At 70.9% G+C, this 15885-nt stretch carries 16 protein-coding genes; 1 reads left to right on the top strand and 15 read right to left on the bottom strand.

Features of this window, described 5'->3' with window-relative positions; all coding sequences use genetic code 11:
- Positions 1 to 161: 161 nt before the first annotated feature.
- Together OG618_RS15995 and glmS are read right to left on the bottom strand one after the other, a co-directional pair.
- On the bottom strand, positions 162 to 1724 hold the full coding sequence (locus OG618_RS15995; RefSeq protein WP_329488099.1) for an NAD(P)H-hydrate dehydratase: 1563 nt from the start codon (positions 1722 to 1724) through the stop codon (positions 162 to 164).
- Positions 1725 to 2485: 761 nt separating this feature from the next.
- On the bottom strand, positions 2486 to 4342 hold the full coding sequence (glmS, locus tag OG618_RS16000; RefSeq protein ID WP_329488100.1) for a glutamine--fructose-6-phosphate transaminase (isomerizing): 1857 nt from the start codon (positions 4340 to 4342) through the stop codon (positions 2486 to 2488).
- A 99-nt stretch (positions 4343 to 4441) separates the two neighbouring features.
- On the opposite strand from glmS, the gene coaA reads away from it, so the two are divergent.
- Entirely contained in the window at positions 4442 to 5437 is a 996-nt protein-coding gene (gene coaA, locus OG618_RS16005) for a type I pantothenate kinase (RefSeq protein ID WP_329488101.1), read from the top strand.
- 79 nt (positions 5438 to 5516) lie between these two features.
- Here coaA and glmM read toward each other — a convergent pair whose 3' ends face one another.
- The 13 genes from glmM to map form a co-directional block, all read right to left on the bottom strand.
- Complete coding sequence (glmM, locus tag OG618_RS16010; RefSeq protein WP_329488103.1) at positions 5517 to 6881, bottom strand: phosphoglucosamine mutase; 1365 nt, start codon at positions 6879 to 6881, stop codon at positions 5517 to 5519.
- Between the two features lie 179 nt (positions 6882 to 7060).
- Positions 7061 to 7564 (bottom strand): 30S ribosomal protein S9, encoded by a 504-nt coding sequence (gene rpsI, locus OG618_RS16015; RefSeq protein ID WP_329488104.1) that lies wholly within the window; start codon positions 7562 to 7564, stop codon positions 7061 to 7063.
- A gap of 46 nt (positions 7565 to 7610) precedes the next feature.
- On the bottom strand, positions 7611 to 8054 hold the full coding sequence (gene rplM / locus OG618_RS16020) for a 50S ribosomal protein L13 (protein ID WP_329488106.1): 444 nt from the start codon (positions 8052 to 8054) through the stop codon (positions 7611 to 7613).
- Positions 8055 to 8339: 285 nt separating this feature from the next.
- Positions 8340 to 10013 carry an ABC-F family ATP-binding cassette domain-containing protein gene (locus OG618_RS16025; RefSeq protein WP_329488108.1) on the bottom strand — a complete coding sequence of 558 codons (1674 nt, stop codon included), beginning with the start codon at positions 10011 to 10013 and terminating at the stop codon, positions 8340 to 8342.
- Between the two features lie 41 nt (positions 10014 to 10054).
- Positions 10055 to 10966, bottom strand: a complete 912-nt coding sequence (truA, locus tag OG618_RS16030) for a tRNA pseudouridine(38-40) synthase TruA (RefSeq protein WP_329488110.1) — start codon at positions 10964 to 10966, stop codon at positions 10055 to 10057.
- 77 nt (positions 10967 to 11043) lie between these two features.
- Positions 11044 to 11532: a 50S ribosomal protein L17 gene (rplQ, locus tag OG618_RS16035; protein WP_329488111.1), complete on the bottom strand. Its 489-nt coding sequence runs from the start codon at positions 11530 to 11532 to the stop codon at positions 11044 to 11046.
- A gap of 126 nt (positions 11533 to 11658) precedes the next feature.
- Entirely contained in the window at positions 11659 to 12681 is a 1023-nt protein-coding gene (locus tag OG618_RS16040) for a DNA-directed RNA polymerase subunit alpha (RefSeq protein WP_030232516.1), read from the bottom strand.
- A gap of 129 nt (positions 12682 to 12810) precedes the next feature.
- Positions 12811 to 13218, bottom strand: a complete 408-nt coding sequence (gene rpsK / locus OG618_RS16045) for a 30S ribosomal protein S11 (protein WP_030232513.1) — start codon at positions 13216 to 13218, stop codon at positions 12811 to 12813.
- Positions 13219 to 13290: 72 nt separating this feature from the next.
- Positions 13291 to 13671 (bottom strand): 30S ribosomal protein S13, encoded by a 381-nt coding sequence (gene rpsM, locus OG618_RS16050; protein WP_329488114.1) that lies wholly within the window; start codon positions 13669 to 13671, stop codon positions 13291 to 13293.
- Between the two features lie 179 nt (positions 13672 to 13850).
- Entirely contained in the window at positions 13851 to 13964 is a 114-nt protein-coding gene (gene rpmJ, locus OG618_RS16055) for a 50S ribosomal protein L36 (RefSeq protein WP_003956441.1), read from the bottom strand.
- A gap of 33 nt (positions 13965 to 13997) precedes the next feature.
- The gene (gene infA / locus OG618_RS16060; protein ID WP_003956442.1) at positions 13998 to 14219 is read right to left on the bottom strand and encodes a translation initiation factor IF-1; all 222 of its coding nucleotides are present in this window, start codon (positions 14217 to 14219) and stop codon (positions 13998 to 14000) included.
- Between the two features lie 196 nt (positions 14220 to 14415).
- Complete coding sequence (gene mscL, locus OG618_RS16065) at positions 14416 to 14841, bottom strand: large conductance mechanosensitive channel protein MscL (protein ID WP_329488115.1); 426 nt, start codon at positions 14839 to 14841, stop codon at positions 14416 to 14418.
- 138 nt (positions 14842 to 14979) lie between these two features.
- Positions 14980 to 15819, bottom strand: a complete 840-nt coding sequence (gene map, locus OG618_RS16070) for a type I methionyl aminopeptidase (protein ID WP_329488116.1) — start codon at positions 15817 to 15819, stop codon at positions 14980 to 14982.
- Positions 15820 to 15885: the final 66 nt, after the last annotated feature.

Genomic DNA, 15885 nt, shown 5'->3' on the forward strand with positions numbered 1-15885 from the left:
TCTTCAGAGGCTCACAGGCATCGGCCGCCCAATATGTAGACCGGTCTACATATTCAGTCACTCTCCGCCCCACCTGCACGAGAAGTCGGCCCGGCCGACTTCCCACTCCGCTCCGGGCGAGGCGAGCGCGCGCAACCCACCCACTATGTAGACCGGTCGACCTATTCCCCGCCAGCCCCCGCGGACCCAGCGCCCCGCACATCGCGCCAGACCGCCGACAGGGCGCCCGCCACCTGCAACGCGGTGACTGGCGCACCCGGCACGCCCAGCGCCCCCTCGTCGCTCGCCGCGCCCACACCTGCGCCAACACCCCCCGCCAACCCTGCTGCGCGGCGGCCGGCCAGGCCGTGGAGGTACGCCGCCACCGATGCCGCGTCCAGCGTGGACAGGCCGGCCGCCAGCAGGGAGCCGGCCAGGCCGGCGAGGACATCGCCGCTCCCGGCCGTCGCCAGCCACGGCGTGCCGGTCGGGTTGACCCGCACCGCGCCTCCCGGGTCCGCGATCACCGTGGTGGAGCCCTTCAGCAGCACCGTCGCCCGGTACGCGGCGGCGAGTCGGCGCGCGGTGGTCAGCCGGGCGGCGGCCAGGTCGTCGGCGGGCGGCGGTGCGGTGCCCGCAGCCCCCGCCCCCGCCAGCAGCCGGGCCGCCTCACCGGTGTGCGGGGTGAGCAGCGTGGGCGCCGTCCGCCCGGTCAGGGCCTGCGGGCCGAGTCGGCCCAGTTCGGTGAGCCCGTCCGCGTCCACCAGCACGGGCACGTCGCTCGCCAGCGCCTCACCGAGCGCCTGCCGGGCTCCGTCCCCGCCGCCCGGGCCGACCACCCAGGCCTGCACCCGCCCGGCCCCGGCCGGTCCGCCCTCGGTGACCAGCACCTCGGGGAACCGTCGCACCACCTCCTCGGCCGCCGTGCCGACGTACCGCACCGCCCCCGCGCCACCGCGCAGCGCCCCGGCGACCGCCAGCAGTGCGGCCCCCGGATACGTCGCCGAGCCGGCCGCCACCCCGACGACGCCGCGCCGGTACTTGTCGCTCTCCGCTCCCGGGACCGGCAGCAGCGCCGCCACCTCGGCGTGCTGCAGGGCCTCCACGTCGGCCGTCGGCAGCTCCAACCCGATCTCCACCAGCTGCACCGCACCGGCGTAGGAGGCTCCTGGATCGATCAACAGCCCGGGCTTGTGGGTGCCGAAGCAGACCGTGACGTCCGCCCGCAGCGCCACTCCCGCCACCTCACCGGTGTCGGCGTCCACACCGCTGGGCACGTCCACCGCGACCACCACACCCCGACGCGCCGCCCGTGCGTACGGCTCCGCCTCCGGGCGCAGCCCGCCCCGGCCGCCGATGCCGACGATGCCGTCCAGCACCAGGTCCGCGCGCGAGAAGTCGGCCAGGCCGACTTCCTGCTCCAGTACGACCAGCCCGCGCGCGGCCCGCAGCGCGGCCAGCCCGTCCACGTGCGCGCGCTCGGGCGCGAGCAGTACCGCCGTCACCCGCGCGCCCCGCCGGGCCAGTGCCGCGCCGGCGTACAGCGCGTCACCCCCGTTGTCCCCGCCGCCCGCGAGCACCACCACCCGGCTCCCGTACACCCGGCCGCGACGGCGCGTCAGCAGCCGGGCGCAGGTGGCGGCGAGACCGGCGGCGGCCCGTTGCATCAGGGTGCCCTCGGGCAGCCGGGCCATCAGTTCGGCCTCAACGGCCCGGACCTGTTCGACACGGTGAGCACGGCGCATGCGCAAGCCCCTAACCCTAGGCTGACCCTCGGCAACGACTACCGCCGACGCTACGCCCGCGTCGTGGCCGAGCGACACCTGCCACGAGCCGACGCCGCCTTCGGCTGCCGCGCAGCCCCTCCCACCACGGCGCTCCCCCGCTTCGCGAACACCTACCGTGTCGCCCACGACGCCCGGCGGAAGCAAGGAGAGGCAGTAAGGAGAAGGGCCGGGGTCGCCACGCCGGCGGTCGAACGCCCCGCCGGGCCCGGGGAAGTCCTCCGGGCGTTCCTGGGGCCGGGAACACCGCCGGCTCAAGGCCGTGCCGATCGGGGGCGACATCGTCCTGACGCCACGCCGGACGGAGCACACGAGGCCGCGTCCGCACCGCTCGACCGGCAGTTCATCCGAAAGGCCGCGATCGAGTTCGACCTTCCGGGCCACCAGGGCCCGACCGCGCGGGGCCCCATCGCGCGGGGCCCGACCGCGCCGACCGGACGGTTCACCCCCGGCGGCACCATCAGTCCGGTCGGGGCACTTCCCGAGCCCGAGCGCCGGCTCCCGGCCGGAGGCGTCCGGCGCCCGGCGTCCTCGTGGTCTTCGAGGTGACGTCGCCCGACCCGGTCAAGGACCGGTCGACCACGGCAGCCACCGCGACCGCGACGAGGTCCCGTTCAGCGAAGCTGATCGACCCGCCCCGTTCCCCCCGCCGCTCGACACGGTGCCCCTGCGGTAGGACGCAACCACCGCAGGGGCACCACCCGAGTCAGAACGGCGATCGGCTACTCGACGGTGACCGACTTCGCCAGGTTGCGCGGCTGGTCGACCTCGTGGCCCTTGGCCGTGGCCAGCTCGCAGGCGAAGACCTGCAGCGGCACGGTGGAGACCAGCGGCTGCAGCAGGGTCGGCGTCACGGGGATGCGGATCAGGTGGTCCGCGTACGGGACGACCGCCTCGTCGCCCTCCTCCGCGATGACGATGGTGCGCGCACCGCGGGCCCGGATCTCCTGGATGTTGGAGACGATCTTGTCGTGCAGGATCGACCGCCCGCGCGGCGACGGCACGACCACCACGACCGGCAGCCCCTCCTCGATCAGCGCGATCGGCCCGTGCTTCAGCTCGCCCGCCGCGAAGCCCTCGGCGTGCATGTACGCCAGCTCCTTGAGCTTGAGCGCGCCCTCCAGGGCCACCGGGAAGCCGACGTGCCGGCCGAGGAACAGCACGGACTTGGCGTCGGCCAGCGAACGCGCCAGCTCGCGCACCGGCTCCATGGTCTGGAGCACCTGCTCGACCTGCTTGGGCGCGTCGCCGAGCTCCTTGATGACCGCGGAGATCTCGTCGCCCCACTTGGTGCCGCGCACCTGGCCCAGGTAGAGCGCGACCAGGTAGCAGGCGACCAGCTGGGTCAGGAACGCCTTGGTGGAGGCGACCGCCACCTCCGGGCCGGCGTGCGTGTAGAGCACCGCGTCCGACTCGCGCGGGATGGTCGAGCCGTTGGTGTTGCAGATCGCCAGCACCTTGGCGCCCTGCTCGCGCGCGTGCCGCAGCGCCATCAGGGTGTCCATGGTCTCGCCGGACTGCGAGATCGCGATGACCAGCGTGCCCGGGCCCATGATCGGGTCGCGGTAGCGGAACTCCGAGGCCACCTCGACCTCGCAGGGGATGCGGGTCCAGTGCTCGATCGCGTACTTGGCGATCATGCCGGCGTGGAAGGCCGTGCCACAGGCGACGATGACGACCTTGTCCACCGAGCGCAGGTCGGCGTCGGAGATCCGCAGCTCGTCGAGGGTGAGCCGACCGTCGGTGCCGATCCGGCCGAGGAGGGTGTCGGCGACGGCCTTCGGCTGCTCGGCGATCTCCTTGAGCATGAAGTAGTCGTAGCCGCCCTTCTCGGCGGCCGAGGCGTCCCAGTCGACGTGGTACTCGCGCACCTCGGCCGGGTTGCCGTCGAAGTCGGTCACCGTGACGCCGTCCCGGCGCAGCTCGACGACCTGGTCCTGACCGAGCTCGATCGCCTCACGGGTGTGGGCGATGAACGCGGCCACGTCCGAGGCGAGGAAGTTCTCGCCCTCGCCGCGCCCGACCACCAGCGGCGAGTTGCGGCGCGCGCCGACCACGACGTCCGGCGCGTCGGCGTGCACGGCGACGAGGGTGAACGCGCCGTCCAGCCGGCGGCAGACGATCCGCATGGCCTCCGCGAGGTCGCCCTCGTACACCTCGGCCAGCAGGTGCGCGACGACCTCGGTGTCGGTCTCGGAGCGCAGCGTGCGGCCGCGCTCGGTCAGCTCCGCCCGCAGCTGGGCGAAGTTCTCGATGATGCCGTTGTGGACCACGGCCACCCGGACGGCGTCGTCCAGGTGGGGGTGGGCATTGGCGTCCGTCGGGCCGCCGTGGGTGGCCCATCGGGTGTGGCCGATGCCGGTGGTGCCGCCGGGAAGAGGGGTCTCGGCGAGCGACTTCTCCAGGTTGGCGAGCTTGCCCGCCCGCTTGTCGGTGGCGAGGCTCCACTGCCCGTCGGAGCCCTGCACCTGCACCGCGACACCGGCCGAGTCGTAGCCCCGGTACTCCAGTCGCTGCAGGCCTGCGATTACTACATCAAGGGCGGGCTGAGAGCCCACGTATCCAACGATTCCGCACATGCGTGCCAGCATAAGGGCGCCCGGGACGCCCCATTCGCACCCTTCCCCCACCGTGCGTGACCGACACCACAGCCACCGTGAACGCCGCTACGGCCCACAATGGAGCATGTGCTGACCGAACTCTGTACGCGGGGCGCCGCCACGCCCGGCCCGTCGCCGTCCCCCTACGTGGACCTCAGCCGGGCCGAGTGGAGCGCGCTGCGCGAGCGTACGCCGCTGCCGCTGACCGCCGAGGAGGTGGAACGGCTGCGCGGTCTCGGCACCGCCCTCGACCTGGACGAGGTCCGTGACGTCTACCTGCCGCTGTCCCGCCTGCTGAACCTCTACATCCACGCCACCCACGACCTGCGGGGCGCGCTGGGCACCTTCCTGGACACGCCGGACACCGAACGCACCCGCACGCCGTTCATCATCGGCGTGGCCGGCTCCGTCGCGGTCGGCAAGTCCACCACCGCCCGTCTGCTCCAGGCGCTGCTGGCCCGCTGGCCCGAGCACCCCCGGGTCGAGCTGGTCACCACCGACGGGTTCCTGCTGCCCAACGCCGAGCTGCGCAGGCGCGGTCTGATGGCCCGCAAGGGCTTCCCGGAGTCCTACGACCGCCGTGCGCTGATGCGCTTCGTGGCGGACGTGAAGGCCGGCAAGGAGCTGGTCACCGCGCCGGTGTACTCGCACCTGGTGTACGACATCGTGCCCGACGAGCGGCTGACCGTGGAGCGTCCGGACATCCTCATCGTCGAGGGCCTGAACGTGCTCCAGCCGGCCCTGCCCGGAACGGACGGCCGGACCAGGCTCGCGGTCACCGACTACTTCGACTTCTCCATCTACGTCGACGCCCGCACCGACGACATCGAGAACTGGTACCTGGACCGCTTCCGCAAGCTGCGGCAGACCGCCTTCCAGGACCCGAACTCCTACTTCCGCCGCTTCACCGAGGTGCCGGAGGAGGAGGCGATGGAGTACGGCCGCCAGGTCTGGCGCACCATCAACAAGCCGAACCTGCTGGAGAACGTGCTGCCCACCCGCGGCCGCGCGACCCTCGTCCTGCAGAAGGGCCAGGACCACAAGGTCCGCCGCGCGCTGCTGCGCAAGCTCTGACCTGGGCCGCCCCGACAGAACGCCGCAGGGCCCCCGCCGTTCGTCACGGCGGGGGCCCTGCTCACACGCTGAGCGGGCGTCAGCCCAGGTACGTGCGGACGGCCTCGGCCAGCCGCTCGGCGACGGCCTTGGCCTGCACCTGGTCGGCGGCCTCGACCATCACCCGGACCAGCGGCTCGGTGCCCGAGGGGCGCAGCAGCACCCGGCCGGTGGAGCCCAGCTCGGCCTCGGCCTCGGCGACCGCCGCGGACAGCTCGACGCAGGAGTTCACCCGGCCCTTGTCCACGCCCTTGACGTTGATCAGCAGCTGCGGAAGCCGGGTCATCACGGCGGCCAGGTCGGCCAGCGGCTGCTTGGTGGCGGCCAGCCGGGCGCCCAGCATCAGACCGGTCAGGGTGCCGTCACCGGTGGTGGCGTGGTCCAGCAGGATGACGTGGCCGGACTGCTCGCCGCCGAGCGCGAAGCCGTGCTCCTTCATCGCCTCCAGCACGTAGCGGTCGCCGACCGCGGTCTGCACCAGCTCCACGCCCTCGCGCTCCATCGCCAGCTTGAAGCCCAGGTTGGACATCACGGTGGCGACGGCGGTGTTGCCGCGCAGGGTGCCGGCCTCCTTCATGGCGACGGCCAGGATCGCGATGATCTGGTCGCCGTCGACCTCGTTGCCCTCCGCGTCGGCGGCCAGGCAGCGGTCGGCGTCGCCGTCGAGCGCGATGCCGAGGTCGGCCCGGTACTCCTTCATCGCGGCCTGCAGCCGGTCCAGGTGGGTGGAGCCGACGCCGTCGTTGATGTTGAGACCGGTGGGCTCCGCCCCCAGGGTGTGGACGACCTCGGCGCCGGCCCGGGCGAACGCCTCGGGGGCGACGTAGGCGGCCGCGCCGTGCGCGCCGTCGATGACGACCCGGATGCCGTCCAGGCGGTTGGGCAGCACGCCGATCAGGTGGGCGACGTACTTGTCGAAGCCCTCGGTGTACTCGCGGACCCGGCCGACGGCCTCGCCGGTCGGGCGCTTCCACTCCTCGCCGCCGACGGCGTGGGCGCGGTAGTGCGCCTCGATGGCGTCCTCGATCCGGTCGTCCAGCTTGTGGCCGCCCCGGGCGAGGAACTTGATGCCGTTGTCCGGCATCGCGTTGTGGCTGGCGGAGAGCATCACGCCGAAGTCGGCGCCGAGGGCGCCGGTGAGGTAGGCCACCGCCGGGGTCGGCAGCACGCCGACCCGCAGTACGTCGACGCCCGCGCTCGCCAGGCCGGCGATGACCGCGGCCTCCAGGAACTCGCCCGAGGCGCGCGGGTCGCGGCCGACCACCGCGACCGGCCGGTGGCCGTCGAAGGCCCCCGCCTCACCGAGGACGTGCGCCGACGCGACGGACAGCCCGAGCGCCAGCTCCGCCGTCAGCCCCACGTTGGCCACACCGCGTACGCCGTCCGTACCGAAGAGTCGTCCCACTGTCCCGTCCTCCATCACCGCTGCTGGCAGGTAAACCCGGCAGTCCATTCGATCGAATCCCCGGCCTTCGCACCATGCGCGGGGAGCACGACGCCCCGGAGTACACGGGGTACTCCGGGGCGTGAGAGCGCAACCGGGGGTGTGCACCACCAGGGCGGCACACACCCCCTCGGGCGCGACTAGCGCTTGCTGTACTGCGGGGCCTTACGGGCCTTCTTGAGACCGGCCTTCTTGCGCTCGACGGCACGCGCGTCACGCATCAGGAAGCCGGCCTTCTTGAGGGCGGCGCGGTTGTTGTCCACGTCGGCCTCGTTCAGGGCGCGGGCCACGCCGAGGCGCAGCGCGTAGGCCTGACCGGAGGTGCCGCCACCCGAGATGCGGGCGACGACGTCGTAACGACCGTCCAGCTCCAGCAGCTTGAAGGGCTCGTTCACGGTCTGCTGGTGCACCTTGTTGGGGAAGTAGTTCTCCAGGGTGCGACCGTTGATCTTCCAGACGCCGGTGCCCGGGACGATGCGCACGCGGGCGATCGCCTCCTTGCGGCGGCCAAGGCCGGCGCCGGGGACGGCCTCGCCGAAGCGGCCGGCCAGCGACTCGGAGGTGTAGCTCTCCTCGGAGGTGAACTCGCCCTCGACGACGGTCTCGTCGAAGTCGACCTCAAGGGTTTCAGTGGTCTCGGCCACGGTGTTCCTCAGCTCTTTTCAGTGTTGGGGGGCTAGGTGGCCGGAGTTACTGCGCGACCTGGGTGATCTCGAACGGCACCGGCTGCTGCGCAGCGTGGGGGTGCTGGTCGCCCGAGTAGACCTTCAGCTTCGAGAGCATCTGGCGACCCAGGGTGTTCTTGGGGATCATGCCCTTGATGGCCTTCTCGACGGCCTTCTCCGGGTTGTTCGCCAGGAGGTCGTCGTAGCGGACCGAGCGGAGACCGCCCGGGAAGCCGCTGTGGCGGTACGCCAGCTTCTGGGTCTTCTTGTTACCCGACAGGTGCACCTTGTCCGCGTTGATGATGATGACGAAGTCACCGGTGTCAACGTGCGGCGCGTAGATCGCCTTGTGCTTACCCCGGAGGATGTTGGCGGCCTGGGAGGCCAGGCGGCCGAGCACGACGTCGGTCGCGTCGATGACGTGCCACTGACGCTGGACGTCGCCGGGCTTGGGGCTGTACGTACGCACGGTCGTAGCCTCTGCTTTTCAGTGAGTGAGTCCTGACAGGAGCACCCGGTCGAGGGCATCAGCCTGGCCGCCTTGGACGCAATTCAAGGGGAGCCGCTGGGTCGTCGACCTGATATCTCCGGCGTACCGACCTCTCACGTGAGATAGAGCGAGCCAATACGCACAACAAGCCCCCAGGCTACCGGGCGCGCCGGGGTCGGTCAAAATCCCCCCTCGGCGTCCGGGCCGGAAAGCGGCCCGGACGGCCCCGATCGGTGCTCCCGCACCGCCCGGGCGGGGCTCCGGTCAGCGCTCGCGCTCGACCCGGGTGACGTCCCAGACCGGGTCCGCGGACTCGTACACACGGCCGTCCGCGCCGAAGACCAGGAAGCGGTCGAAGGTCTTGGCGAACCACCGGTCGTGCGTGACGCACAACACGGTGCCGTCGAAGGCCTCCAGGCCGGCCTGCAGCGCCTCGGCGCTCTCCAGGTCCAGGTTGTCGGTCGGCTCGTCCAGCAACAGCGCCGTCACGCCGTCCAGTTCGAGCTTGAGGATCATCAGCCGGGCCTGCTGGCCGCCGGACAGCGACTCGAACTTCTGCTCCTCCTGGCGGTCCAGCTCGTAGCGCCGCAGCGCCCCCATCGCGGCGCCGCGGCTGAGCGCGTGCTCCTCCTCGACGATCGAGCGCACCGTGCGGCCGAAGAGTTCCGGGTGGGCGTGGGTCTGCCGGAAGTGGCCCGGCACGACACGGGCGCCGAGCTTCCACTGACCCGTGTGGGCGACCGTCCCGTCGCCGGCGAGCAGCCGCAGGAAGTGCGACTTGCCCGAGCCGTTGGAGCCCAGCACGCCGATCCGCTCACCGTAGAAGACCTCCAGGTCGAACGGCTTCATCAGGCCGGTGAGCTCCAGCTGCTCCATGGTGAAGGCCCGGACGCCCGTCCGGCCGCCCTTGAGCCGCATGGTGATGTTCTGCTCGCGGGGCGGCTCCTCCGGGCGGCCCGCCTCCTCGAACTTCTTCAGCCTGGTCTGCGCCGCGGCGTAGCGGGTGGCCAGCGCGTGGCTGACCGAGGCGGCCTGGCGCAGGGTGACCACCAGCTTCTTGAGCTTGGCGTGCTCCTCGTCCCAGCGCCGACCGAGTTCCTCGAAGCGGGCGAAGCGGTCCTTGCGGGCCTCGTGGAAGGAGTCGAAGCCGCCGCCGTGCACCCAGACGCTGCTGCCGGCCGCGCCGGACTCGACGCTGATGATCTTCTCGGCGGTGCGGGAGAGCAGTTCGCGGTCGTGCGAGATGTAGAGCACGGTCTTGGAGGTGGCCTTGATCGCCTCCTCCAGCCAGCGCTTGCCGGGGACGTCCAGGTAGTTGTCCGGCTCGTCCAGCAGCAGCACCTCTTCGGGGCCGCGCAGCAGGGCCTCCAGGACGAGGCGCTTCTGCTCCCCGCCGGAGAGCGTGTTCAGCCCGCGCCACTGGGCCTTGTCGAAGGGCATCCCGAGGGCCGCCGTGGTGCAGACGTCCCAGTCGGTCTCGTAGTCGTAGCCGCCGACGTCGGCCCAGTCGGAGAGCGCCTGGGCGTAGGCCATCTGCGTCTTCTCGTCGTCCTGGGCGATCATCGCCAGCTCGGCGGCGTCGACCGCGCGGGCCGCGACGGCGATCCGCTCGGGGGCCACCGAGACCAGCAGGTCGCGGACGGAGGCGTCGGCGGCCAGCGGGGCCGGGCCCTGCCGGTCCTCGTCGTCCTGCTTCGCCTCGCGCCCGGTGGTGCCGACGAACTGGCGCATGACGCCGAGGCCGCCGCTGATCGTGACCGAGCCGCCGTGCGGCTGGAGGTCGCCCGCGATCATGCGCAGCAGGGTGGTCTTGCCGGCGCCGTTGGCGCCCACCAGGGCGACCGCGGAGCCCTCGCCGACCCGGAAGGACGCGTCGTCGAACAGCACCCGCCCGTCCGGCAGGTAGTACTCAAGGTGCGAAATCTCGACGTGTCCCATGCGGACGATTCTCCCAAGCCGCGGCCCAGGACCAAAACGGATTAGCCGACCACCGGCTGTCCCGGCAGCGTCCTGATCCGGCGGGCCAGCCGGCTGCGCTCGGCGAGCTGGTCGTCGGCCGGGTAGCCGACCTCCTCCAGCGTCAGCCCGTACGGCCGGATCACGTTGACCGCGGAGTTGCGCACCCCGCCGGCCAGCACCTCGCCGGGGAACTCCACCGGCCGGTGCCCGTCGCCGACCAGCAGCATCGCCCCGACCAGGGCCCGCACCATGTTGTGGCAGAAGGCGTCGGCGCGGACGGTGGCGACCGCCAGCGAGCCCTCCTGCGAGGCGTAGGAGTCGACCGGGACGCGGTCCCAGCGCAGTTCCAGCAGCGTGCGGATGGTCGTCGCGCCCTCGCGCTTCTTGCAGTACGCGGCGAAGTCGTGCTCCCCCAGCAGCAGCGCCGCGGCCGCGTTCATCCGCTCGACGTCCAGCGGCCGGTCGTGCCAGAGCACATGGCCGCGCAGCAGCGGGTCCACCCCGCCGGGGTGGTCGGCGACGCGGTAGGCGTAGCGGCGCCAGATCGCCGAGAAACGGGCGTCGAAGCCGGCCGGCGCCTCGCCGATCCGGTAGATCCGGACGTCCCCGGGCAGCCGCCCGGCCAGCCTGCGCAGCAGCTTCTCGCGGTGCGCGGCCCACAGCTCGGCCGGCAGGTCGACGTGCGCGACCTGGCCGCGCGCGTGCACGCCGGCGTCGGTCCGTCCGGCGACCGTCAGCGGGTACAGCTCGGTGCTGCGGGTGACGATCTGCAGCGCGCTCTCGATCTCCTCCTGCACCGTGCGGCGGCCACCGCGCTGGCGGGCCCAGCCGGAGAACTCCGCGCCCTGGTAGGCGAGGTCGAGCCGGACCCGGACGTACCCGTCGGCCGGGCCGTCCTTCACCGGCGGACGCTCGGCGCAATCGTCGATCACTGCTTCACTCCAGACAGAAGGAACGGGCCCGCTCCCCCACGGAATGGGAGAGCGGGCCCGCACTGCACCCAAAGGCGTCAGGCCTGCTCGGCCTCGGCCTCGTCGGCCTTGGTGTCCTCGACCTTGGTCTCCTCGACCTTGGCCTCGGCCTCCTTGACGGCGCGCTTGGTGGCACCCTCGGCCTCGCCGACGGCGGTCTGCGCGACGGTCAGCGCCTCGACCAGCTCGATCACGGCCATCGGGGCGTTGTCGCCACGACGGGGACCGATCTTGGTGATACGGGTGTAGCCACCCGGGCGGTTCTCGTAGCGCGGCGCGATCTCGGTGAAGAGGGTGTGCAGCACGGAGATGTCGGTGATCGTCTTGCGAACCAGACGACGGTTGTGGATGTCGCCCTTCTTCGCCTTGGTGATCAGCTTCTCCGCCAGCGGGCGCATCCGACGGGCCTTGGCCTCGGTCGTGGTGATGCGGCCGTACTGGAACAGCTCCCGGCACAGGCCGGCCAGCAGCAGCGGCTCGTGGTGGGGGCCGCCGCCGAGGCGGGCACCCTTGGTGGGACGCGGCATGGAATTACTCCTTGAATCTCCGACTGCGGCCGTACCAGGTACCGCAGCGGGCGTACGGGCACGGTGCCCGTACGGCTTTCATGATGACGGGGGCGGCTCCGGGGAACCGCCCCCACCAGCAAACTCTTAGTACTGCTCGGTCTCCGCGTAACCCGCGTCGTCCAGGTCGTCGGCGCCGAAGGCGTCGGCGGCGGCGGTCGGGTCGAACCCGGGCGGGCTGTCCTTGAGGGCCAGGCCCATGCCGGCCAGCTTCGCCTTGACCTCGTCGATCGACTTCGCACCGAAGTTGCGGATGTCGAGCAGGTCGGCCTCGGAGCGGGCGACGAGCTCACCCACGGTGTGGATGCCCTCGCGCTTGAGGCAGTTGTACGACCGAACGGTGAGCTCGAGCTCCTCGATCGGCAGCGCCAGGTCGGCGGCCAGGGCGGCGTCCGTGGGGGACGGGCCCATGTCGATGCCCTCGGCGTCGATGTTCAGCTCGCGGGCGAGACCGAACAGCTCCACCAGGGTCTTGCCGGCCGAGGCCATGGCGTCACGCGGGCGCATGGCGGGCTTGGTCTCGACGTCGACGATCAGCTTGTCGAAGTCGGTCCGCTGCTCGACACGGGTCGCCTCGACCTTGTAGGTGACCTTCAGCACGGGGCTGTAGATCGAGTCGACCGGGATGCGGCCGATCTCCTGGCCGGAAGCCTTGTTCTGCACGGCGGAGACGTAGCCGCGACCGCGCTCGACGGTCAGCTCCATCTCCAGCTTGCCCTTGCCGTTCAGCGTGGCGAGGACCAGCTCGGGGTTGTGCACCTCGACACCGGCCGGCGGCGCGATGTCGGCGGCGGTGACCACACCCGGGCCCTGCTTGCGCAGGTACATCACGACCGGCTCGTCGTGCTCCGAGGAGACGACCAGCTGCTTGATGTTGAGGATGAGGTCGGTGACGTCCTCCTTGACGCCCGGCACGGTGGTGAACTCGTGCAGGACGCCGTCGACCCGGATGCTGGTGACAGCGGCACCGGGGATCGAGGAGAGGAGCGTGCGGCGAAGGGAGTTGCCGAGGGTGTAGCCGAAGCCCGGCTCCAGCGGCTCGATCACGAACCGCGAGCGGAATTCGTCGACGACCTCTTCGGTCAGCGAGGGACGCTGAGCGATCAGCATGTTTTCAGATCCTCCAGTTGTCTTCGGCACCCACTATTTGATGCCGAACAGAACCAGCGTACGGGGTCCCGGACGAACCGGGACCCCGTACGCGGTATCAAGCGAACACCAGTGCCCGAAGGCGCTGCGTCAGACGCGGCGGCGCTTCGGCGGACGGCAGCCGTTGTGCGGGGTGGGGGTGACGTCCTGGATCGAGCCCACCTCCAGGCCGGTGGCCTGGAGCGAGCGGATCGCGGTCTCACGGCCGGAGCCCGGACCCTTGACGAAGACGTCGACCTTGCGCATGCCGTGCTCCTGCGCGCGACGGGCAGCGGCCTCGGCGGCCATCTGCGCGGCGAACGGGGTGGACTTGCGCGAGCCCTTGAAGCCGACGTGGCCGGCGGAGGCCCAGGAGATCACGTTGCCCGCGGGGTCGGTGATCGAAACGATGGTGTTGTTGAACGTGCTCTTGATGTGCGCGTGGCCGTGAGCGACGTTCTTCTTTTCCTTGCGGCGGATCTTCTTCGCGCCGGCAGCCTGACGACCCTTGGGGGGCATAAGTCTGTTCTCCTACTGAGGTGGTCGGTCCGCTGACCCGCGGGCCGGAGGGATGTCCGGTGACGGGACGGACTACTTCTTGCCCGGCTTCTTCTTGCCGGCGATCGCGCGACGCGGGCCCTTGCGGGTACGCGCGTTGGTGTGGGTGCGCTGACCGCGGACCGGCAGGCCGCGGCGGTGACGCAGACCCTCGTAGCAGCCGATCTCGACCTTGCGGCGGATGTCGGCGGCCACCTCACGGCGGAGGTCACCCTCGACCGTGTAGTTGGCGTCGATGTACTGACCCAGCTTGACGAGGTCTTCCTCGGAGATGTCGCGAACGCGGACATCCGGGCTGACACCGGTCTCGGCCAGGGTCTGCTGGGCGCGGGTACGACCGATGCCGTACACGTAGGTAAGGGCGATCTCGATCCGCTTCTCACGGGGGAGATCAACGCCGGCGAGGCGTGCCATTCAAGGCTCCTGTGTTTCTTCAGAGGTCTTGCGTGCTACCTACTCCGACACCTCACGGTGTGGGAGCCCCGGCCTCTGACCGGGGGTGGCAGTCCGCCCTGCGAAGGGCGGATCGGGTAGCCCGCTTATGACGTTTTCGCGTCGCGCGAAGTACTACGAGAAATGCTGAGGAGAACTGATCAGCCCTGGCGCTGCTTGTGGCGCAGGTTGTCGCAGATCACCATGACCCGGCCGTGACGGCGGATCACCTTGCACTTGTCGCAGATCTTCTTGACGCTCGGCTTGACCTTCATGCTTCAGGTTCTCCGGGTCTAGATCTGACGTTCTTACTTGTAGCGGTAGACGATCCGGCCACGCGTGAGGTCGTAGGGGCTGAGCTCCACCACGACCCGGTCGTCCGGCAGGATGCGGATGTAGTGCATGCGCATCTTGCCGCTGATGTGCGCGAGGACCTTGTGACCGTTCTGCAGCTCGACCTTGAACATCGCGTTCGGAAGAGACTCGATCACGGTGCCCTCGATCTCAATGGCGCCTTGCTTCTTAGCCATGAACTGCGAGATCCACCTTCCGGGACCGGCTACCGTATGCGGCACGCTCGTGCGAACCTGGGTCCACCCCGTCCCCCGAGAGGGAAGAGGGCGTGCTGGAGCACGCTACGAGTGAGCCGACGGTCCATCCTACGCCAGTGCGCCCGATGGGCCAAAACGAGGCCGCCGGACGCGGCCGGCGCCGCCCGTCCGGCCGTCACAGGCCGGGGCTGACCACCAGCGGCTCGACGTGGGCGGTGCAGGCGCTGCAGCGGCGCGCGGCCTGCGGTATCTCGGTCAGGCACTCGGGGCAGGGGCGCTTCGGGGACTTCGGCTTCTTCGGCAGATAGCGGGCGGTGGCCTTGGTCACCGGCAGCACGACGCAGAAGTACAGCACCGCGGCGGTCATCAGGAACGCGATCAGCACGTTGAGGAACTGCCCCCACGGGAAGATGACCCCGCCCAGGTTGGCCTTGTAGGAGCTGAAGTCCCCGGCGGCACCGACCACCACGCCGACCAGCGGGGTGAGGAAGGCCGACACGAAGCCGGTCACCACGCCGGTGAAGGCCGCACCGATGACGACACCGACGGCCATGTCGACCACGTTGCCGCGCATCATGAAGTCGCGGAATCCCTTGAGCACTGCACTCTCCTGCTTGATCGAAGCCGCTGAAGCCGCTGAAGCCACTGCCAGCCGATAAAAATAGGACAAAAGCCCTGGAGGTCCAAACCCCCAGGGCTCTGATCCGTTGTCGGACGCGGTAGTTGACCGCCTCCGCGACTACCCGAGGGGGTCCGGAGCTGCGGTGATGCCCAGCTTCGCGAGTTCGGCGCGGCCGCCGTCGAAGGCCGTCAGGACCAGCGGGCCCTGCTCGGTGACGGCCACCGAGTGCTCCCAGTGCGAGGCCCAGGTGCCGTCGGTGGTCACGACGGTCCAGTCGTCCTCCAGCACGGTGGTGTGCGGAGTGCCCAGCGAGACCATCGGCTCGATCGCCAGCACGGTGCCGGGGATCAGCTTGGGGCCCTTGCCGCGCCCCCGCTCGACGTAGTTCAGCACGTGCGGCTCCATGTGCATCGCGGTCCCGATGCCGTGGCCGCCGTAGCCCTCGGTGATGCCCCACTTGCCCTTCGGCGGGAGCGGCTGGCGCCGGATGAAGCCCTCGATCGCCTTGGAGACGTCCGCCAGGCGGTTGCCCTTCTTCATCTGGGCGATGCCGGCCCACATCGAGCCCTCGGTGACCCGGCTGAGCATCTCCACCTCGGGGCGGACCTCCCCGACCGCCACGGTGATCGCCGCGTCGCCGTGCCAGCCGTCCACGATGGCGCCGCAGTCGATCGAGATGACGTCGCCCTCCTGGAGCACCCGGTCACCGGGGATGCCGTGCACGACCTCGTTGTTCACCGAGGCGCAGATCACCCCGGGGAACCAGAGCCCGCCGTGGTCGGCGCGGAAGTTCGAGGTGGCGCCGTGGTCGGTGATGACCTTGTCCGCGATGTCGTTGAGCTCCTGGGTGGTCACCCCCGGAGCGACCGCCTCCCGGCAGGCCTTGAGCGCCTCGGCGACGACCAGCCCGGCCACTCGCATCTTCGCGATCTGCTCGGGGGTCTTGATCTCCACCATCTGGTCACGCCTTCCTAGGGTTCCCGCCCGGTCCTTGCCGGACGGCCGTGCACTCGTTCCACCGTA

This window comes from Kitasatospora sp. NBC_01246 (assembly GCF_036226505.1).
Taxonomy (GTDB): Bacteria; Actinomycetota; Actinomycetes; order Streptomycetales; family Streptomycetaceae; genus Kitasatospora.

Coding starts and splice junctions, on each gene's coding strand:
- infA (WP_003956442.1), bottom strand. CDS start 14,219: ATGGCTAAGAAGCAAGGCGCCATTGAGATCGAGGGCACCGTGATCGAG.
- rplQ (WP_329488111.1), bottom strand. CDS start 11,532: ATGCCGCGTCCCACCAAGGGTGCCCGCCTCGGCGGCGGCCCCCACCAC.
- rpsM (WP_329488114.1), bottom strand. CDS start 13,671: ATGGCACGCCTCGCCGGCGTTGATCTCCCCCGTGAGAAGCGGATCGAG.
- glmS (WP_329488100.1), bottom strand. CDS start 4,342: ATGTGCGGAATCGTTGGATACGTGGGCTCTCAGCCCGCCCTTGATGTA.
- map (WP_329488116.1), bottom strand. CDS start 15,819: ATGGTGGAGATCAAGACCCCCGAGCAGATCGCGAAGATGCGAGTGGCC.
- coaA (WP_329488101.1), top strand. CDS start 4,442: ATGGAGCATGTGCTGACCGAACTCTGTACGCGGGGCGCCGCCACGCCC.
- OG618_RS16040 (WP_030232516.1), bottom strand. CDS start 12,681: ATGCTGATCGCTCAGCGTCCCTCGCTGACCGAAGAGGTCGTCGACGAA.
- rpsK (WP_030232513.1), bottom strand. CDS start 13,218: ATGCCCCCCAAGGGTCGTCAGGCTGCCGGCGCGAAGAAGATCCGCCGC.
- OG618_RS15995 (WP_329488099.1), bottom strand. CDS start 1,724: ATGCGCCGTGCTCACCGTGTCGAACAGGTCCGGGCCGTTGAGGCCGAA.
- rpmJ (WP_003956441.1), bottom strand. CDS start 13,964: ATGAAGGTCAAGCCGAGCGTCAAGAAGATCTGCGACAAGTGCAAGGTG.
- OG618_RS16025 (WP_329488108.1), bottom strand. CDS start 10,013: ATGGGACACGTCGAGATTTCGCACCTTGAGTACTACCTGCCGGACGGG.